Source organism: Azospirillum canadense, from assembly GCF_025961225.1.
In the GTDB taxonomy this organism is placed as follows: Bacteria; Pseudomonadota; Alphaproteobacteria; order Azospirillales; family Azospirillaceae; genus Azospirillum; species Azospirillum canadense.
In genome coordinates, this window is the sequence record NZ_JAOQNG010000005.1 from 199649 (window position 1) to 219023 (window position 19375).

General features: G+C 63.9%; 15 protein-coding genes and 2 pseudogenes. 9 read left to right on the top strand and 8 right to left on the bottom strand.

All coding sequences use genetic code 11. The annotated features are described in order from the left end of the window. Positions 1-66 precede the first annotated feature (66 nt). The 4 genes from M2351_RS25580 to M2351_RS25595 form a co-directional block, all read right to left on the bottom strand. The gene (locus M2351_RS25580) at positions 67-480 is read right to left on the bottom strand and encodes a response regulator (RefSeq protein WP_264658880.1); all 414 of its coding nucleotides are present in this window, start codon (positions 478-480) and stop codon (positions 67-69) included. Positions 481-966: 486 nt separating this feature from the next. Next, positions 967-1797: an aldo/keto reductase gene (locus M2351_RS25585; protein WP_264658881.1), complete on the bottom strand. Its 831-nt coding sequence runs from the start codon at positions 1795-1797 to the stop codon at positions 967-969. A 94-nt stretch (positions 1798-1891) separates the two neighbouring features. Further along, the gene (locus M2351_RS25590) at positions 1892-2770 is read right to left on the bottom strand and encodes an NmrA family NAD(P)-binding protein (protein WP_264658882.1); all 879 of its coding nucleotides are present in this window, start codon (positions 2768-2770) and stop codon (positions 1892-1894) included. Positions 2771-2808: 38 nt separating this feature from the next. Next, entirely contained in the window at positions 2809-4089 is a 1281-nt protein-coding gene (locus M2351_RS25595; protein ID WP_264658883.1) for a serine hydrolase domain-containing protein, read from the bottom strand. Positions 4090-4306: 217 nt separating this feature from the next. Here M2351_RS25595 and M2351_RS25600 point away from each other — a divergent pair, with 217 nt between their 5' ends. Both M2351_RS25600 and M2351_RS25605 read left to right on the top strand, forming a co-directional pair. Next, positions 4307-5227, top strand: coding sequence for a LysR family transcriptional regulator (locus tag M2351_RS25600; protein ID WP_264658884.1), 921 nt, complete (start codon positions 4307-4309; stop codon positions 5225-5227). Positions 5228-5581: 354 nt separating this feature from the next. Next, on the top strand, positions 5582-5821 hold the full coding sequence (locus tag M2351_RS25605; RefSeq protein ID WP_264658885.1) for a transposase: 240 nt from the start codon (positions 5582-5584) through the stop codon (positions 5819-5821). Positions 5822-6290: 469 nt separating this feature from the next. Here M2351_RS25605 and M2351_RS25610 read toward each other — a convergent pair whose 3' ends face one another. Further along, on the bottom strand, positions 6291-6833 hold the full coding sequence (locus M2351_RS25610) for a GNAT family N-acetyltransferase (protein ID WP_264658886.1): 543 nt from the start codon (positions 6831-6833) through the stop codon (positions 6291-6293). A 457-nt stretch (positions 6834-7290) separates the two neighbouring features. Here M2351_RS25610 and istA point away from each other — a divergent pair, with 457 nt between their 5' ends. The 5 genes and pseudogenes from istA (at position 7291) to M2351_RS25635 (ending at position 12502) form a co-directional block, all read left to right on the top strand. Next, the gene (gene istA, locus M2351_RS25615) at positions 7291-8571 is read left to right on the top strand and encodes an IS21 family transposase (protein ID WP_264658887.1); all 1281 of its coding nucleotides are present in this window, start codon (positions 7291-7293) and stop codon (positions 8569-8571) included. Then, positions 8568-9164 (top strand): annotated as a pseudogene (locus M2351_RS25620) (ATP-binding protein); the annotation flags it as partial. The gene istA and the pseudogene M2351_RS25620, both read left to right, overlap by 4 nt. A gap of 423 nt (positions 9165-9587) precedes the next feature. After that, positions 9588-11840: a recombinase family protein gene (locus tag M2351_RS25625; RefSeq protein WP_264658888.1), complete on the top strand. Its 2253-nt coding sequence runs from the start codon at positions 9588-9590 to the stop codon at positions 11838-11840. A gap of 12 nt (positions 11841-11852) precedes the next feature. Next, positions 11853-12008: pseudogene (locus M2351_RS45495) on the top strand (ATP-binding protein); the annotation flags it as partial. 173 nt (positions 12009-12181) lie between these two features. Next, positions 12182-12502, top strand: coding sequence for an HD-GYP domain-containing protein (locus tag M2351_RS25635; protein ID WP_406567443.1), 321 nt, complete (start codon positions 12182-12184; stop codon positions 12500-12502). A 260-nt stretch (positions 12503-12762) separates the two neighbouring features. Here M2351_RS25635 and M2351_RS25640 read toward each other — a convergent pair whose 3' ends face one another. The 3 genes from M2351_RS25640 to M2351_RS25650 form a co-directional block, all read right to left on the bottom strand. Further along, positions 12763-13257: a hypothetical protein gene (locus M2351_RS25640; protein WP_264658889.1), complete on the bottom strand. Its 495-nt coding sequence runs from the start codon at positions 13255-13257 to the stop codon at positions 12763-12765. Positions 13258-13576: 319 nt separating this feature from the next. Further along, positions 13577-15118 carry a S8 family serine peptidase gene (locus M2351_RS25645; protein WP_264658890.1) on the bottom strand — a complete coding sequence of 514 codons (1542 nt, stop codon included), beginning with the start codon at positions 15116-15118 and terminating at the stop codon, positions 13577-13579. Positions 15119-15130: 12 nt separating this feature from the next. Then, entirely contained in the window at positions 15131-15412 is a 282-nt protein-coding gene (locus M2351_RS25650) for a hypothetical protein (RefSeq protein WP_264658891.1), read from the bottom strand. Positions 15413-17008: 1596 nt separating this feature from the next. Here M2351_RS25650 and M2351_RS25655 point away from each other — a divergent pair. Continuing rightward, positions 17009-18064: a hypothetical protein gene (locus M2351_RS25655; RefSeq protein ID WP_264658892.1), complete on the top strand. Its 1056-nt coding sequence runs from the start codon at positions 17009-17011 to the stop codon at positions 18062-18064. 85 nt (positions 18065-18149) lie between these two features. Beyond that, positions 18150-19301, top strand: coding sequence for a hypothetical protein (locus M2351_RS25660; protein ID WP_264658893.1), 1152 nt, complete (start codon positions 18150-18152; stop codon positions 19299-19301). Positions 19302-19375: the final 74 nt, after the last annotated feature.

Below are 19375 nucleotides of genomic sequence, written 5' to 3' on the forward strand. Positions count from 1 at the left end.
TTGCGGCGATCCCGGTGTTCCGTCTGGAACGCGGTCAAGCATTGGACCGATCAGGACGGCCAGTCCTCATAACGCCCAAGCCGCCTCGCGGTCCGGCACACCGCGCAGCGATCTTGCCGTCCTTCCCCATAACCGGGCCGACATCGACGCGATCGCGAGCTGCAGGTCCGCTATGGTGAACGGCATTTCCAAGCAGGTTACCGTGTCACATTCGTTCGAGTGCAGAAAACGCGCCGCCATAGCAACGACCACAGCGGAACAGGCCCGCGACAGCGCTTCGATGCCCTCGCGTCCCCCGGCCAGGTCGATGTTGACCAGCAGCACGTCGGGCAACGTGCTCTGCAGAGCCGCGTGCAGCTCGTCGGACGACAGCACTGTCCGGCAGGATCCGCCCCATTGCTCGATGATCATGCGAAGGCCAGAAGCGACTGACGCGTAAGGTTCCGCAATCAGCACGGTCGTCCCAGCAAGATTGGTCATTGCTGCCTCCTGGATGATCGGTGACCACCCGCGCTCAGGATGTTGATGACATACGCACGCACGCCACAAGCTCCTCCAAGTTAGATCGGCACCGATCCAGCTCTGCTGGCGCCAATCGATTGGAGAATGATGTGTGAGCATTGCCGCTGTTTCGACAAGCATCGTATTTGCGCTGGATTTCCGCTTTGAATACAGGTGATCCCAGATGCAATTAACGTCAATTCGGCTTCCGCCTTCCCTTTGATGCTTAGCTCCGTTAATCCCTTTCCGGTCCCGGACGGTCAATGCGCCCGTTGCACCCGCACGCGGAATCAGTCCATTTTCAGGCTCCTGATCTGAGCCCCGCGTGCTGTGGCATAAGCCTCGCCATCGATCAGCGCCGCTTTCCGGCGCCGAATGGACTGTTACCCCGGATTGCGCGTGTCCTGGCCACCACCATTGGCGCTGAACCGACATCGAATCGTCATAGCCCTCGCTTCGCGCACATTACGAATCCGCGGCGTCCCAATCCGGTGCGAATGGCGGTCGAACGAAACGCTGGTTCTTTGGCAAGGCGGCAATCGCGGCGCGATCGTCGTCGCCGAGCCGGACTCCGAGCGCCTCGAGATTAGCCCTCTGGCTTTCACGACGGGCGGCCTTCGGGATCACGATCACATCCGGCTGATTGAGCAGCCAAGCGACAGCTATCTGGGCGGCACTGCAGCCATGCGCACGGCCAAGGGCGGCAAGCGTCGGATCGCTCGCCGCCCGGCCCTGGGCGAGCGGCGCGTAGGCGGTCAGCGGTATCCCCTTGCTACGAAGATAGGCCAGCATCGGCCCCTGCGACAGGAACGGGTGGTATTCGAGCTGGACATTGGCGATCGGCGCGCCGATCGCCTCCACCGCATGGCGGATCATCGGAAGGTTGAAGTTGCAAACCCCAATGGCGCGTGTCAAACCGCAGTCCCGCAACGCCGTCAACGCGTCCAGCGTCGCCCCCATGTCCATTTCCTTCGATGGCCAGTGGATCATGTAGAGATCGACATGGTCGAGCCCCAGCTTGCGCAGGCTGCTGTCGAAGGCACGGCGGAGCGTATCCGGCGCGAGTTGGTCGTGCCAGACCTTGGTGGTGACGAACAGCTCGCTCCGGTCCACCCCGGATGCCGCGATGGCGGCGCCGACTGCGGCTTCGTTCTCATACATCGCCGCGGTGTCGATGTGGCGGTAGCCGAGCGCGAGCGCGCTCTCGACAACCGGCTGGGCGTCGGCGCCCGGCATGCGGAACGTGCCGAAGCCGAGGCGAGGTATTGCGACTCCCTGCGTGGTGATGGTTTCCATGTCGGGTCCTTTCCTTGGTAGGGGTGCCGGCGGGATGCGCGGGAACGCCGTGCCCCCTCCGTCACCGTGACGCCTGCGGCAAGGTTCGATTCCGTCAGGCGGTCTTAGGGGCTCCCGCCCCGACGAGATCGGCGATGACGCTATCGAGCGTAGTCGCGCCTTTCACGACTGACCGGCCCCGGTCGTGGAACTCGATCCAGCCCTCATTGAAGCCGTCGAGCATCCGCATCCGCGGCAAGGGGTTCCGCGAGCCTTGGGCGTGGAAGATCCCTTCCCAACGCTCCCGTGGCACGGTTTCGACACGAACCGTGTGACCAAGCGCCTTGGCGAAGGACCGGGCGAGATCGTTCGGCGAGACGCGCGCCGGGCCTTCCAGCTCGACCACCCGCGTCCCGCTCCAGATCTCGCGCAGGAGCTTGGCGGCGAGGTGTCCGACATCCTTTGTGGCGATCATCGGGAACGGTTTGTCCGCCGGCTGCAGGAAGCTGCGCAGCACGCCCACGTCCCGCGCCGCCGGAACGTCCCAAAGCGCGTTCTCCATGAACCAGCCGGGCCTCAAGAAGGTGACCGGCAAGTCAAGGGTACCGAGCGCCTGCTCCAGCAGCGAGCGCTGGGTCAGCAGGTTCTCGTGCGGCGCATCGGCGCCGATGGTCGACAGGCAGACCACCTTGCCGGGGCGGGCCTCCGCCAAGGCCGATGTGAGGGCCTCGATAACTCGCCGCGCTTCGGGGAAGCCGGGCTCTGGATCGAACTCGGAGGGTGGCAGGATGAAGACGCCCGCCGCACCGCGAAAAGCCGCGGCAAGGGCAGCGGCGTTGTCCATGGTGGCGAAGGCCACATCGCAGCCCTGAACGGTCCACTCCGCCGCCTTGCCCGGATCGCGTAGAACGGCGCGGACGGGCTGCTGGTCGTCGAGCAGGCGGCGGGCGAGCGCACCGCCGACCTTGCCGGTGATTCCAGTGATTGCGTACATGATCGGTCTCCAGAATGTGAAAGGGGCGTGGCGTGGGCTCAGGCGAGGCCGGCGTAGACGCCGCGCTCGAAGTCGCCGTAAAGGCCGACGACCCGGTCGTCGTAAAAGGGCAGGATCTGCGTGAAGAACGCGCCGGTGACCGCCTTCACCGGGTCGAGCCAGAAATAGCAGTTGAGCAGGCCGGCCCAGGAGATGCTGCCGGCGGAGCGCCCGTTCGGCCCCGGCTGCGTGTTGATGTCGAAAGACAGGCCCCACTTGTGCGGCTGGCCGGGGAACTGATCGAAGCTGTGGGAGTAGGGCGGCTGCGCCGACCGCATCTCGTGCACGTTCAACTCGCCGATCTGGTTCCGCATCATCATCGTGACCGTCTCCGGACGCAGGATGCGAACGCCGTGTAGCGCGCCGCCGTTCAGCAGCGCCTGGAGAAACGTCATGTAGTCGCGCGGCGTGCTGAAGGTGCCACCGCCGCCCATGAAGAACTCTGGCCGCTGCGGCATCTCGAAGGGAGTGGGCTCCAGCTCGCCGTCGGCGCGGCGGTTGTGGAAGGTGGCGACCCGCCGCTTCTGCTCAGAGCCGATCAGGAAGCCTGAATCCGTCATGCCGAGCGGCGCGAAAATGTTCTCTCGGAAGTAGACTTCAAGCGACTGGTCGGTCACCGCTTCGATCAGCTTGCCGACCCAATCCATGCTGATGCCGTATTCCCACCGCTCGCCCGGCTCGAATTCGAGCGGGGCCGTGAAGGCGGCGTTTTTGCAAGTTGCAACGTCGGGCATGCCCGTCACCTGTTCGTAGCGGGTCAGCGCCTCGCTCCAGATCGAATAGGTGAAGCCGGAGGTGTGGGTCAGCAGGTGGTGCACCTTGATCGTGCGCTTGGCCGGGCGCAGCCGCGGCGTCCCGTCCGCGGCATAGCCCTCCAGGATCTTTGGTGCGGCGAGCTCCGGCAGGTATTTTGCCGCGTCGTCGTCCAGCCGCAGCCGGCCCTGTTCGACGAGTTGCATGCAGGCTGTCGCGGTGAAGGCCTTGGTCATCGACAGCAGCCAGAACACCGTGTCGGTCGTCATCGGGGTGCCGGTCGCGACGTTGGCCTTGCCGAACGCGCCCTCGTACACAATGCCCGTCGCCTGGGCGGCGAGAGCGACCACGCCGGCCACGTCGTTGTGTGCGACGCCGGCGCGCAGGGCGGAGTCGATTCGCTTGGCGCTGTGCAGCATGGGCGTGGGCGCCGTCCGCGCCAAAGCCGGGCTGACCGTGTCAAGGGCCAGGATGGCCCCCAGCATGCCGCCGCGCTGAAGCATCGTTCGACGGGAGATGTCGTTCATGGCTCGCTCCTTTTCGGATCACAGGACATGCGGGTGGCGGGAAAGCCGGCTCCCTCGGCCGGTCTGGACCGGCGCCGTTTGCGATGACGTCGTTTAAGCCGTATCCCGGCCTGATGGACGCGCAATAAGGTCAGCTTTATAGTGATCAAAAATCACTGTGATTGGCCTCCGGGCGGGTGCGTGGCGCCGTCAGCGTGGTACGAAAAAAGAGGGCGACATGGCATTCGACACGCGGCTTCTGACCGGCGTTGGCGTGCTGGCAGCCGTCACGGAAGCGGGGAATTTCGCCCGTGCGGCCGAGATTCTCGGCTTGACGCCGTCGGGCGTGAGCCGCGCCGTGGCGCGGCTGGAGGCCCGGGTCGGTGTCCGGCTGTTCGATCGCAACCCGCGCGAAGTGAGCCTTACCGAGGAGGGCCGGCGCTTCCACGCGCGAGTGATGCCGCTGCTGGCCAGCCTGGACGAAGCCGCCGCCGAGGCGGCGGGAGCCGCGGCAGTGGTGCGCGGCCGTCTGCGCGTATCGGTGGATCCATGGTTCGCGCGCATGGTGCTTGCGCCCGAATTGCAGCGGTTCCTCACCCGCTACCCGCTGCTATCGGTGGACGTCACCACCAGCAACTACCGCGAGGAGATGATGACCGGCGTGGACGTGGCGGTCCGCTTCGGGCCACCCGACGCCTCGTCCCTCATCACACGCAAGCTGTTGGAAACCCCTGTGCTGACGGTTGCCGCGCCAGCCTACCTCGACCGGCACGGAGAGCCACAGTCACCGCACGACCTTGTTCATCACGAGACGCTTCTCTTTCGGGATCCGCAGACCGGTCTCCCTTTTCCCTGGGAATTCCGCCGGGGTGGGAATGTCATCGAGATTAAGGTCTCAAGCCGACTGGTCTTGGACGACCCTTCCGTCGCGGTTTCCGCCTGTCTGGCCGGCCAGGGCATCTTCCAGAGCGTGGCCATCAGTTTGGCGCCCTTCTTGTCACGGGGCGAACTCGTGCGGGTTCTGCCCGACTGGTCGGAAGAGCTTTATCCACTCTATGCTTATCATCCTTCACGCCACTTTCCGCCCGCGAAAGTCAGGGCGTTCCTGGACTTCATCCAGGAAATAGCGAAGGAAGATTCATCATCGCTCAATTACTGAACCGTAGAGGCCATTGCATCACGCAGAACCGTTAAACCGAAATATTGGGGAAAGGGAACAAAGTTCACGCGCGAACACCGGGTTTCGAAGCGATCTGAAGCTCCCACGTTCAGCAGCGTGGTGCATCGAGGCGAGTGTGGGCGGAATGAGCCCGTGTCCCCAGCGTGGTGCAGGGATGGGGGACTGGCGGCGGCCTACGGATCGGCGTAGAAGCCATGGCCCGTTGATGCTTGCCCCCACCGTCGCCCGATGCCGTTCAAACAACACGCTGCCCACCGCCACCAGTTTCCTCGCGCCAAGTATCATGTGACGAACTGAGGGGCTTATGAGTCCGGTCTCCGGCAGCGCGGCCGTTTGACCGTTTGGTTCAACGAAGAGGCCATTCAGGCCTGGCGCGCCGCCCCGCGCACCACGCGCGGCGGGCAGCCGCGCTACTCCGCTGTGGCGATCGAGACGGCACTGACGCGGCGAGCGCTGGTTCGCCTCGCCTTCCGGCAGACCGAGGGGCTGATCGGCTCGCTGATGCCGCTGCTCCGGCTCGATCTTCCGGTTCCGGAGCCCGCGAGGGCCAGCGCAGCTACCACACGACACTGAGCCGCCAGGCCCAGAGCTTGGCGATCACGCCACGCGCGCTGACCGTCGGCCCGCTGCACCTGCTGGTCGACAGCACTGGCCTCAAGCTCAGTGGGCCGGGAGAATGGGTGGTGGAGAAGCATGGCTCCAAGAAGCGCCGATCCGCCGCGGAATATGATGGCGACAAGCGGCATTGGCCATATGCGGCATCGGGAAACCATCGGAGCCGCGGAACGGCTGCCCTCCCTATCGCTGCAGGCGCCTCGCTGCAACAAGCTGACGGGACCCGTTGGGACGCTCGCCCCCGCAATCCACAGCGCCTCCCCGGCCCCGCCCGCCGCCTGCTTACTTAGAGAGCGCGGCGGGCGGGTCCGGGTCCCCTCCATGGATAGCGGGAACGAGTTGGCGCCATCAGGAACCGAGAAAAAGATGTAGTGGGAGCCTGTTCACGAACGCCTTGACGCAGAGGCCCTCAAGCGATGCCCTCAGTTCATGAAGAGGTGGCCGGAAATTTAATCAGCGATAGAACGTGGATGCCGTCGACCTTGGGCCGGCCAACACCCAATGATAACGGATACTCTCCAATTTCATCGGTCAGTGTATAGCCGCGCCTCTCATAAAACGCCAAAAGCTCTGGCCGCGTTGAGAGCACCGACATCCTGATGACGGACGCACCGAAGCACTCTGTTGCATATTGCTCCGCGTGAAGAAGCATCCTTTTGCCCAAGTCCCGCCCCTGCATCGCAGGAGCAGTCGCCAGCATGCCAATATAGGCGCTCGAGTCGGCGCGTTGGACATGCACGCAGGAAACGATCCTGTCGTCATGGGTCAGTAGCAGTATAACCGATCCATCTCTGAAGAGGGAAAGCACTTTAGCGGCGGATGTTCTTTTCCCATCAATCAAGTCTGCTTCGTGTGTCCATCCTGCCTGTTGCGGCAACGGCCTGTAAGCCCGATTCACGAGGTCCGCTATTTCCACAGCGTCTTCTTCACGGGCGATGCGAAGACTTATTCCCATGTCATCAAACATCATTTCCCTTCCCTGCTTATTTCTTAAGCAAAGCCGTTGCGTATATTACGCTGTTCGTGACGGGCGCCAAGCGGAAGTTAGCGGCCATGTCAGGCGACACCTGGAACTGGCCCATCCGCATTCCCGGTGCATGACGGATGCGGATCGGCGCCGGAATGTGCACATAGAAGGGACGATTTCCCCTTCAGAATCTGTTTGTAGCGGGCGTGTCCCGGCCGGTGCTGAGCGGGATGCTACTTTAAGCTGAACAGGGGTGTTGCGGCGGGGGCGCGGTCTGGTAAGTCTGCGGCCTTCGTTCCGACCGCTTGGATCTGCTGTCAGTGCCGGTTGTATGCTCCCCAGATCGGGCGGGTGAAATTTCCCCAGGCTGATGCCACGGCACGGCGTCGGGGCGTACGCCCCGACGCCGTGCGGCCACCGGTCGTTCATTCTTCCCTCGGTCGTCTGAGGGAGAGCGAGGGTGGTCACACTTGGGGAACTCGTCATGATTCTCGATCTCGCCCGTGAGGGCATGAGCGTGTCGGCGATCGCGCGCCGGACCGGCCTGGACCGCAAAACGATCCGCAAATACATCGCCAGGGGCCTGGAGCCTCCCGCCTACACGCCACGGCCACCTCAGCCGACCCTGGTCGGGCCCTTTGAGCCCTACCTGCGGGAGCGCCTGCAGTCCTTCCCCGAACTCAGCGGGCGACGCTTGCTCCGGGAAATCCGGGAGCTCGGCTACACGGGCGGCTACACCATCCTGAAGGACTTCCTACGCACCGTCCGGCCGAAAGCCGTGGCCCGGTTCGAACGCCGCTTCGAGACCCCGGCCGGCAAACAGGCCCAGGTCGACTTCGCCTTCTTCAAAACCACCTTCACCGACCAGCCGGAGGTCGAGCGGGTGGTCTGGCTGTTCTCCATGGTGCTCGGCCACAGCCGCATGATGTGGGCCCGCTTCGTCGCCCGCCAGGACCTGCAGACCGTCCTGCGCTGCCACATCGCCGCCTTCGAGGCGTTCGGCGGCGTGCCCGAGCAGATTCTGTACGACCGCATGAAGACCGCCATCCTCGGTGAGCTCGAGGACCCGGATCAGCCGGCCAAGGGCATCGCCTATAACGCCAAGCTCCTCGACCTGGCGGCCCACTACCGCTTCCTGCCGAAAGCCTGCCGGCCCTACCGGGCGCAGACCAAGGGCAAGGTGGAGCGGCCGTTCCGCTACGTGCGCGAGGACTTCTTCCTCGCCCGCACCTTCCGCAACCTCGATGACCTGAACGCCCAGTTCACCCAGTGGCTGGACCAGGTCGCCAACGTCCGGCGGCACGCCACCACTCAGCGCGTCGTCATCGAGCATTTCGCCGAGGAGTGTGGCCGTCTCAAGGAGCTGCCGGCCGGCCCGTTCAACACGGTGCTCGGGCTGGAACGGCGCATCACCCGCGATGGCATGGTCTCGGTGGGCGGCAACCTCTACTCCGTGCCGGACAGCACCCGTCGGCGCATCGTGGAGGTGCAGGTCACGGCGGACGCGGTGAACCTCCTGGAGGACGGCGCGCTCATCGCCTCCCACCCGGCGCTGGAGGGGCGCGGGCAGCGCCGCGTTGCCCCGGGCCACCGCACCCAGCCGCCACCGGCCAACAGTCGGACGCCGCGGGAGACGTCCACGCCAGCCCCCCGGCCGTGCGGCGACACGGTCACGCCCCGCTCGCTGGCCATCTACGACACCATCGGCCGCCGCCTCGCCAACCAGGAGAGCGCCCGATGACCGCGTCCTCCCTCGAGACTGGCCCGGCCACCCTGGACCGCATCCGCCACTCTCTGGTCGGCCTGAAGATGCCGCGTGCCTTGGAGGTCCTGGAGCACATCCTGCGCCGGATTGAGCGCGGCGAGATCTCCGCCCTGGAAGCCATCGACAGCCTGCTCGGCGAGGAACTGACGTTGCGCGAGGGACGGCGCGTCAAGTCCGCCCTGAAGATGGGCCGCCTGCTCAATATCAAGACCTTGGCCGGCTTCGACTTCGCCTTCCAGCCCTCGCTCGATCGCGACCGCATCATGGCTCTGGCGCAGCTCGACTTCGTCGACCGCCATGAGGTGGTCCATTTTCTCGGCCAGCCCGGTTGCGGCAAAACGCACTTGGCGCTTGCGCTGGGCGTCGAGGCGGTCAAGGCCGGCCGCTCCGTCTACTTCGCCACCTTGGCCGACATCGTCGGCTCGCTGGCCAAGGCCGAGCGGGAGGGGACGCTGCGCGAACGCCTGCGCTTCCTCTGTCGGCCACAGCTCCTGATCGTCGATGAGATCGGCTATCTGCCCGTCATCCCCGGCGGCGGCAACCTGTTCTTCCAGCTGGTCAAACATCGGCCAACACATTGCGTCGGGCAATTCCGCTCATGTCCAATGGATTCGGGTAACCGCACCGCATCATCCGTGGCTGGGGCGGGTTGTACGGGTCATACGGCGGCTGCGACGCGACGCCGGCACGGATCTGGTCGTTGAAGGAGAGGATGGCCACCGGCAGATGATGCCGCTGGCGTGGACCGAAGCTGCCCGTGTCGAGGAGCCTGTCATGCCGGTCCTGCGCTTCACGCCTGGAAGCCTGCGCGCCCTCATCCGACTGGTCGAAGCCTGCCGCACATTCCCGCGCGCGGAGGCTCGCCATGCCAACCCCGACCCCGATCCTGTGGAGCATTCTGCCGCTCGAGGCCCAGAGGCCGATGGTGGCGCTGTGGAGCGACCTGCTGCGGCGCCGGCTGACGGGCCGGATGGCCCGCAAGGAGACGCTCCATGATCCTCTCGCCCAAGATCGAAGCCCGTCATCAGCAACTGCAGGCGGTCGTCTACATCCGCCAGTCCACGCCCAAGCAGGTGCAGAGCAACCAGGAGAGCACCCGTCGTCAGTACGCCTTGGCCGAGCGCGCCCGCCAGATGGGGTGGCCAACCTCCCAGATCCGGGTCATTGATGAGGATCTCGGCCTCTCTGGCGCGAGCAGCCGGCAACGGACGGGCTTCCAAAAGCTGGTCGCCGCCATCGGTTTGGGCGAGGTCGGCATCATCCTCGTCACCGAAGTGTCGCGCCTGTCCCGGCGCAACAGCGATTGGCACCGCGTCATCGAACTGTGCGGGGTCTTTCGCACCCTCATCGCTGACGAAGATGGCGTCTACGACGCGCGGGACCCTAACGATCTGCTTTTGTTGGGCGTCAAAGGCACGCTGTTCGCCGCCGAGCTGCACATTCTGCGTGGTCGGATGCGCGGCAATCTGCTGAACAAGGCGCGCCGCGGTGAACTCGCTTTGCGCCTGCCGGTCGGGTTCCGGCGCCGCCCCGACGGAGTGGTGGTGCAGGACCCGGATGACGCTGTGCGTCTGGCCATCGCCACGGTATTCGAGCGCTTCGCCGTGTTGCGCAACGCTAGGGCCGTTCAGCGCCACTTTCTGGAAAACCGGCTGGCCTTGCCGCGATGCGCGCAAACCGGGGCTACCGCCGGCACGATCACGTGGGTGCGACCGACCTACCAGATGATCCAGCAGATCCTCACCAACCCCGCTTACGCCGGCGTCTTCGTCTATGGGCGGCGGCGGCGCCAAGCCGTGCCAGGAGACCCGCCAACGGTGATCGACCACCGGATCGGCGTGACGGAGTGGGACATCGTGGTGCCCGATGTCTACCCCGGTTACCTGACCTACGACGCCTACCTGGCCAACCGGCAGGCGCTGCAGGACAACCTCTACAACTTCGCCCGGAAAGGCCGCGGCGCCCCGCGCGAAGGGCTTGCCTTGCTCACCGGGCTGGTCATCTGTGGCCGCTGCGGCCGCCGGATGGCCGTGAACTACGGCTCCGTGTACCACAGCTATCATTGCCGCCGGGCCCAGGTCGATTACGGCGAGCGGCAATGCCAGTCCTGTCCGGTGGGCCTGCTGGACGGCGTTGTCGCTGCCGCTTTCCTTGAGGCGGTGGCCCCGGTTGGCCTCGAGGCCACCCTGGCGGCCCTGGAAACGCTGGAGCGCGAGCGGGAGGTTGTCAACCGGCACTGGCAGCTGCGCTTGGAACGCGCCCGGTACGAGGTGGTCTTGGCCCAACGTCAATACGACGCCGTCGATCCGGACAACCGCTTGGTGGCCCGGGAGCTGGAACGGCGGTGGAACGCAGCGTTGCTCGCGCTGGAGACGTTGGACAGCGAATACGCCTTGATGCAACGAACCGATCTGATGCCGCTGACCGCTGCCGAGCGGGAGGAGGTGCGCCGGATTGCCGGCAATCTCCCCGGCTTGTGGCGGGCGGACACGACGACGGCCGTCGATCGCAAGCGGCTTCTGCGCTTGGCCGTTGCCGCTGTGACCGTGACGGTCGATCGGATCGCACGTCGCGTCGATGTGGTCCTTCTGTGGACGGGTGGCGCCACCTCAACGCACACGGTGCCCCTGCCGCCGATCGGCCTGCACGCCACCACCGACGCCGCGGTGATCGCCCGCATCCGGGACCTGTCCGCCCGGTTGCCCGATCACGTGGTTGCCGGCGCACTCAACGCGTTGGGCCTGCGCACCCGGACTGGAAAGGAGTGGACCTACGAGCGCGTCTTTTCCATGCGCAAGCAACACAACATTCCAACCGGCTGCCCGGTCCGAACCGGGGCACTGCGACCCCGGGGCGATGGGTGCATCTCCGCCAAGGCGGCGGCGAAGCGGTTAGGTGTCACGCCGTCTCTGGTGCAGGTCTGGGTGCAGCACGGTGTCGTCGCGTGCGATCAACGTTGTCGCTGTTCGAAGCAGTGGATCCGGCTGACGGACGCGGACATCGCGCGACTCGACGGATCCGCCGACGTGAGCGGATTGCCAACGCTCACCGCGGTGGTCGAGGAAACGGGACTGGAGCGTGATGCCGTCTGGGCCCGTGTTCGGCAGGGCGACTACATCGCTTTCCGAACCCCGCGCGGGCGAGGCCAGTGGGAGTGGCACCTAAAGGAACGTCCGGCCGCCGCGGAAATCGCTTCGGCCCGAGCCATTCGCGGAGATCACCATGGAACAGAGCAATATGGATAACGGTGTTTCGCCCGCTACGAGCGCGGGGCCATGATCCTGACCTCGAACCGCGGCTTTTCCGAATGGGGCGACGTCTTCGGTGGGACCGTGGTCGCCACGGCCCTGCTGGACCGCCTGCTCCACCACGCCGTCGTCGTTCAGATCGAGGGGGCCAGCTACCGCCTGCGCCGCCACGCCGAGCTGATCCCGGAGAACGCCCGCACCCGGCCGATAGGCCCACTTCCACCCCCACCACGCCGGCGCGGCCGACCACCGAAAGTGAGGCCAACCGAGAGCACCATCACTCCATAGCCACACAAACCATCTGGGGAGTTTTCGTCCGCCCGATCTGAGGAAGCTTCATCCGGCCTTTACATGAGCGATGGGATGGTACCGGTTACCCCAATGGGCTGGCGGGCGAGAGCATTCCTTTGGAAGGGCGCATCGTCGCCGTCGCCGATGTTTGGGATGCACTGACGTCCGACCGGCCGTACAAGAAAGCATGGACCTTTGAGGCGGCGGCCGCCTTTCTCCGCGACCAAGCCGGCCGGCACTTCGACCCAGCCTGCGTGGATGCGTTGTTTGCCGATCCGGCGGCACTGTCGGCAATCCGGCACCAATTCCAAGATGAACCCTCAGCGCCGCTCCCAACACCATTCATGGCGAGCGTCACGCCGCCCTGAGCGCGCAGTCGTCCGGCACGATGCCGTCCATGTCGAGCCGCCACAAGGCGATCAGAAGCTTGCGCGCCAACGCCATGGTGAGCACGCGGCGTAGGCGTTCTTTTGAGGTGCCAGCCGCTCCTGCAGTCAGCGGGTTAAGGCACTTTCGGGCTCCTACATCACGCCTTTGGACGCTGCCGAATGGCTGGCGGGGGAGGGGAATCGCCTGCCATTCAGATCCCAGCTCTCTCCCACCCCGAATCAGCCCGCAGGGGCGCGGCTTATGTCGCCAACCGCCAGCCGATGAAAGCGTCGACGACGATCAGGGCGAGCCAGGCAAGGCCGTAAATTCCGCCGAACCAAGAGGTCTGCGGCTGGAAATAGCTTTCCCAGCCACGCCGGCCGCACGCCATATTCCTTTCCAGCTCCAAGAGGTATACGGCCATTGTACCGATACGGACATACCCGACTGCTGATAAAACGCCGAAGAATACGGAGATAACCGCAGGGAGATACCAGGCCAGCTCGAGACCGCTTTTTTCCGCGGAGTCCTTGTGCGTGATGAGCCAAGTGAAAATCCCCCCGGACATGAGCAAGGCATACTGAACGTTGGCTAACGAGGCTTTTACGAGCTCGCCGATCTCCGTCTTCAACGCTTTGAATTCCTCGATGTGGAAGGTAACTCTTTGTCCCGGAACAAAATCCGCATCGCGGATGGCGACGATAGGCTCGTTCGGCTTCGCCTGGGATGTGACAGTATCGGTGTTCGTTGCCATGGCGGTTCTTCCTCGGCTAACATTCCCTTATCGGCTTGGTCGCATTTTAGCGTCACGACATTGGCGATGGGCGCGGCCGAGCGATCGGCAATATGCGCTGCGCCGGAACCGGCTCTGGCCGGCCGCGGGAAGACGAGCAGACCGCCCTGGCGCGCCTAGAGAAGGGCATCGCCGGCCACTCGGTAATTCATGCCAAGATCAAGCGGAACAGGTACACGGCGCTGAAACAAGGGCCAGCTAACAGTTCCCGGCGTTCTCCGGAAGCTGATGAGCCGGCTCTGTCATGGGTGGACGACGGCTACGGCGCGTCATGATCCAATCAGAGGAGTTGCTTCACCGCGGCGAACGCATCGACCAAGCCGGCGCCGGTTGCCCCATCCTCACCGCCCTCGGCTGCGAGGCCATTCCCCGTCGGATCACTGGCAGGGTTGGCGTGCCCGGTCGTTACGTCTCGTGCGGTGCGGCGTAGGATCGCCTTGACGTCGGCAGGAGAGAGCGACGGGTCAGCCTGGAGCAGCAAAGCGCACAGTCCGGCCAGTTGCGGCGCCGCGGCCGAGGTGCCGCTGAACACGCCCCATCCGTCTGTCGGCTGCGTGCCATCGTAGTTGGCGCAATCGCGGTCGAGTTCGCAATCCGGTGGAACCGGGAGCGCCAAATAGTTGGCGTGTGGCAGCAGGCCGACAAGGCCGCAGACGTCAGGAACACTTCGCCCGGAATAAATCCGACTCATAAAGGCGCTGGCATAATCTGCGGCGCGCATGGCACCGGTCTGGTCGACATAGACGCCGCCTGCCGAGATGACGTCGGGCATCTGTCCCGGAAAGGAATAATGGCCGTTGCCGGCGGAGAAAACGATCACAACACCGCGTTTGACCGCCGCCTGGATTTCGGCCTCGAGCGCGACCAGACTGTTGGGCAGGCGCGCCAACGGCGCGTTGCCCAACCCGCGCAGATCATAACCCAAGCTCACGGAGATCACGTGAGGATCGTGCTTAAGTGCCTCCTGGAGGCCCTCAAGCATTGAGGCACCTAAGCTCGGGTTGGTTTCGTTGTCGAGCTTCACACCAATAAAGGTTGCGGCTGGTGCGATGGCGAAGACGTTGGCCGACTCACCTGTGCCATGGCCGTTGCCGTCGGTGCTCCGGCCACTGGCGCCCGGCGCCAGAACGATTGAGGAGGAATAACCGTGTGCCTTGAAATAGGGATGACTGTGGGCGAAGCCGCTGTCGATCATGGCGACGCGGACACCCTTGCCAGTGAGCCCCTGGAGATGCGCCGGTGCCGCATTGAGATGGCGGGCGATATCAGCGGGCGCGGTGAGATGAAAATAGGGAACCATCGGGGGAGACGCTGAGGGAGGGGCTGCCGCTGGCGGGCCCGACGTGCGCTTTCCTGAGGCTTTGACCGCACTCGCCGCTTTCGCCATATAGATGTGTGGCCATTGGATATAGACATCATCAAGTAAGGATTGTACAGCGGGGTCCGGGCTCCATGAAGCGCCATCGGGCGGGTACAAAACCGCGCCGAACTGGGCCGCCGAACCACCGGGCACGCTCACGAGTTCGAGTTTCGTGTGGAACATCGCCTCAAAGTCGGACCGTGAACAACGCATTGACGCGGTGAGGGCCCCGCGGCCGGTCAGCCGAAAGCCTCGCCGCGCGAGCTCGGCGAGCGCCAGATCAGCTTGGATGGGATCGGGGACGAAGGCGGTGACCGTGTCAGTCGACATCCGCGCGGCGAACTTCGTCGGGCCGGTCTGGTCGCCGGGCCGGTTGAATGTGACAGCGACACGGAGCTGTTGATCCTCTCCGCCGTTTCGGGAATCCCTGACATTGCGGTCGTTTGGCTCGTACGCCTTCATGTCTTCCTCCCCTTACTTGAATGATAGATGCTCCGGGGCCTCGCTGATCGAGGCGATATAGGGTTTAAGTTTTTCCGGAACCGCGAGAGCATTGTCGGTACCGGATGGATTGGGGAAAAGCTTCTTGAACTCGGCATCAGGCATGCGTGCCGACAACGTTGCGTGCCCCTCGCCGGAGAGGTTCATGCCGATGTCCTGCGCCACGCGTTTGACTTCTGCCCGCGCCTCATCGGTGCGGCATGCGTCATGCAGCAGCAGTTGGATCCGTCGGATCGGACGGGTTCTGCCAGTCATAACCGTCACCCGAACTGTTGCAGAGACATTGGTTTGATGAGCTCAATCCCTTGCCACAATCGCACTTCTGCACACACACCGAACTTGTCGAGCTGGTGGTGGTGATGCCAGGAAGTAATCGCGTAGAGCGAGGCTCCTCAAAAAAGCAGTCTGCATGACCTCCGGAAGAATTGCGGTTATCGGCGTAAGCGTTCAAAGAACACAGTCCAGGCAATGCAATGGTACGCAAGCAAGATCGGATCCTCATTCCGCGAACAACACAGCTGTCGGGCGCTTTAGGCCCCATTTTGATTTATTCATCTCATCATTCTTCATTACCGCAGCTGGAATGCAACGTAAAACTTGGCAGGTTGTTGGTAAAATTGACACAAATAAGCGGGACGTTCTCTCCTTAAGCTTTTCCGCGATCTGAAGGCGCCGATCAAACGGGAAGGGTGTTGCGGTTGCAAAGATTCAATGCGCGCGCGGCGGCGACCATGATTTCGGTGTCAACTTCTCTATATTCCATAAACACGTTTCACAAGTCACTGGCCCTGCTGTGTTATTGACTTAGCCCTATTAATGGCTAACATACTATTGTATGTTGATCGCGAAGTTCCATCAAATCTCCGACAACACCGGAACGTGAATAGAGAAGCCCCTTGCCGGTGAGCGTCGTCGATCACGCGACACGTGGCCCAGGCCGGCGACCCTCTGGGCACACATCCTCCGTCGCCAAGTTGCTGAAACGCGCTGTTTGCGCTTCATCTGACAGCGGCCAGGCAAGATGGCCCACGTCCGCTCCTTCGCACTCAACATTCTGCGCGCCGACAGTGTCGAGAACGTTGGCCAAGCCCTTGACGCCAACGGTCGCAACCGGGAACTGGGACTCGCCCTCGGTGCCTCATGAGACCTGCATGGCCCTGCGGGCGCCCCTGCTACAAACATATTCTTGATGGAAATGATCAAGCGCCGCCGGCATCACTCTGTTCTTGCCTTTTGCGGCGCGACGATTGTGGCCGCTTTTCACCTCCTGCATATCCGAGTATGTAGCGGCGGTGAATATAAGAGACTGCCGAAAGCGGGTTTATCCAAATTGCCTATTTACACACACAGAGGACCCAAGTACTTTTTGCAATGGGGAAAGGCAACACCTGCCGTTAGCCCTGGCAATATGCTATTGCGTAAATATGAACGCCGGTGCCAAACGGCACCTTCCAAGATGGTGAGGGATGCAGCCCCGCCGAATTCCTGACGCGAGCGCAACAGTAGCTGCAGGCCGGTCAAATGGGCACTCACATGACGGCATATGGCGATCGTTATTGCCGAGCACTGCCGCTAAGTCTTAGGTGCGGAAACATCGCCGTAATGCCGCGCCTTGGCACGAGTAATTTCAATGTCTGATGCCATGTGTTCATCTAAACCACAATGCGATGAGTCGCTTGTGTCGGGAAATTCTCGCCGGCCGCTTGCGCGGAAACAGATGCATGCATTGATGCCATTTTCCGCATCGAGCGATAGGCAAGAGAATCCTGTGCTAAGCACGCGTTCGCGATCGATGTGGACCAATGACGCCCGGAGGGCATGGACCGACCATCCAACACGGTGGAGAGAAACATGCGGGGAAAAGCAGTTCTGCTTCTGTTTGCCGTCTTGATGTTTGGCGCCTGCCAAACGAGCGATACCTATTCGGAGCTCAGATCCATTGGCGCGACGCAAACGCTTTTGACCACCGCTGATCTTCGCCTGGTGACGGAGCGGATGCGCCCACAAGGTCAAAGAGGAGGCCTCGATTTGCCTCCCCAACACGTCGTGTGTGTGGAGCCGAGCCCCGACGTGGCCAAAGCTTTATCGACAGCCTTTTCCTTGGCCGCCAATGCAAGCGTGACGCCGCCGACCGGCGGCACCGCTCTAAGCGGAAACGTCAACCCCGATTTGGCAACCGCCGAGCAGCTTGCCCAACTCACGGAACGCGTCCCCTCCATCCAAGCGCTCCGCGACGGTCTCTTCCGGGCCTGCGAGGCCTATGCGAACGGGTCCATCGGCGATTCCGCCTATTCTTTGATCCTAAGCCGCTACGGCGATATTCTGGTGACGTTGCTGCTGGGGGAAAGCGCGGCAGGCAGCTACGGTCGCCAGCTCGCCCTGCTGGCCGGGCAATCGCTCCAGACCGACTCGACGAAGAAGAACAATCAGAACAGCCAACCTGAATCGAAGCCGCCCACCAAATCCGCTCCGTCGGCCAGTTTGGCGCCCGTTTTGGCGGCGGCGAGCATCGACGGCACACTGGACGCCAGCCCCACCGGCCATGCGCTGATGGTGCCCGCCCCCCCAGGGACCGGAACCGGCATGGTGGCCTTAGCCGCGACCACCGAGAACACGCCGGGTGGCGCGAGAACAGCCAAGGTCGCGGATGCACCGGACAAAACCATCCCGACCGACGCCATTCTGGCGATGCAGCAGAACTATCTCGTTCACAATCTCACCGGGCCGATGATGGTGCTGTGCGCCAACATCCTCGACCCGACGCGCCCCTTGTACTCGCAATCCCATCCACTGTCCGGGCACTGCAGTGATTACCTGCAAAGGATCTTTGCCCGATCGGTTGCTCTGATCGACGCACCGGCTTTCCAACCAACAGCGGCGACCAAACCGCGGCCGATGCGGCAATGATCGGCGCCGCCGCAGGCCGTTTGTCGGCCACGCGGAGCGGAGCGCGGAAGAACCGGGGAAGGCGTCGAGCGAGGAGAGAAAAACCATGGGACGCAGGCGTTCCGCGGTGACCGGTGTCGCGTCGGGGGTCGGGGCAATCGGCGCCTTGGCGCTTTCGGCGTGCGGGCTTTTGCCGCCGGCGGGTGGTGACATCCGCAACGCGCTGTGGAATTGGCGGTGCGATGCCATCGCGGGCATCCCTGGTCCGGAAGACATCGTGCTCGATAAGGGCGGAATGGCTTACGTCTCGTCCACCGATCGTTGGGCCGTCGAGCACGGTACAAGACCGGCAACCGCCGACGGTCGCCCGGGCCACCTCTTCCGCATCAATCTGACGGTCGAGCCGCCAACGGTCACCGATGTCACGCCGGAAGCCTTCCAGGCGCGGGATTTCCACCCCCTGGGTCTCAGCCTCTTCACCGTGGGCTCGGTGCGTCGCCTCTTCGTCGTGGATCAACATCGCCCCGCGGGCGGCGGCGTGATGCTGTGTGGCGGCACCACGGTGGACATTCTGACGGTCGACGGCGACCGGCTCCAGCCGGAGCGCCCGCCCATCGAGGACGCGCGCCAGCTGCGCAACCCCAATAGCATTGCCGCGGTGGGGCCCAACGCCTTTTACGTCACCAATTCCAACGACACCGGGTCGTGCCTCGGGCAAAAGCTGGGCGACCTCTTCGACGTCACCGGCGGGCATGTCCTCTACTACGACGGCACACGCTTTCACCGGGTCGACGGCGATGTGCCGCTCGCGAACGGGATTATCGCCGACCTCGCGGCCCGGCGGCTTTTTGTTGCCTCAACGTTGCGCGGTGACATTCGGAGCTACTCCTGGGAGGCCGGGCACCCGGCGCGTCCTATGGCGGAGTTGGCGCCGATCCGCACGGGTGTGGGCGTCGACAACCTGCGCCAGCTGCCGGACGGGTCCCTCCTGGCGGCCGCGCACCCAAACCCTCTGCGGTTCGCCCTGTACGCGGCGGGATGGACGGACAGCGCGCCGACCCAAATTCTGCGCGTGGTGCCTGACGGACCAGCGGGACCCGAGGTGATCCGCATCCGGGACGATGACGGCGGTGCGCTGTCGGCGGCCAGCGTTGCGGTGCTCTACGACGATGGACGGGGACGCCGGCGGCTTCTCATCGGAGCGACCTACGCCAATCACGTGCTGCTCTGCCGTCCGGATACCAACGGCGATTCCTGACGCTGACAGGCGCTGCGGTCGCCAGCGGTGCCATGGAGGGAGGCCCATCATGCGGGAACGAGCAATCTTCGGTG

Coding starts and splice junctions, on each gene's coding strand:
- M2351_RS25580 (WP_264658880.1), bottom strand. CDS start 480: ATGACCAATCTTGCTGGGACGACCGTGCTGATTGCGGAACCTTACGCG.
- M2351_RS25585 (WP_264658881.1), bottom strand. CDS start 1,797: ATGGAAACCATCACCACGCAGGGAGTCGCAATACCTCGCCTCGGCTTC.
- M2351_RS25590 (WP_264658882.1), bottom strand. CDS start 2,770: ATGTACGCAATCACTGGAATCACCGGCAAGGTCGGCGGTGCGCTCGCC.
- M2351_RS25595 (WP_264658883.1), bottom strand. CDS start 4,089: ATGAACGACATCTCCCGTCGAACGATGCTTCAGCGCGGCGGCATGCTG.
- M2351_RS25600 (WP_264658884.1), top strand. CDS start 4,307: ATGGCATTCGACACGCGGCTTCTGACCGGCGTTGGCGTGCTGGCAGCC.
- M2351_RS25610 (WP_264658886.1), bottom strand. CDS start 6,833: ATGATGTTTGATGACATGGGAATAAGTCTTCGCATCGCCCGTGAAGAA.
- M2351_RS25625 (WP_264658888.1), top strand. CDS start 9,588: ATGATCCTCTCGCCCAAGATCGAAGCCCGTCATCAGCAACTGCAGGCG.
- M2351_RS25640 (WP_264658889.1), bottom strand. CDS start 13,257: ATGGCAACGAACACCGATACTGTCACATCCCAGGCGAAGCCGAACGAG.
- M2351_RS25645 (WP_264658890.1), bottom strand. CDS start 15,118: ATGAAGGCGTACGAGCCAAACGACCGCAATGTCAGGGATTCCCGAAAC.
- M2351_RS25650 (WP_264658891.1), bottom strand. CDS start 15,412: ATGACTGGCAGAACCCGTCCGATCCGACGGATCCAACTGCTGCTGCAT.
- M2351_RS25655 (WP_264658892.1), top strand. CDS start 17,009: ATGCGGGGAAAAGCAGTTCTGCTTCTGTTTGCCGTCTTGATGTTTGGC.
- M2351_RS25660 (WP_264658893.1), top strand. CDS start 18,150: ATGGGACGCAGGCGTTCCGCGGTGACCGGTGTCGCGTCGGGGGTCGGG.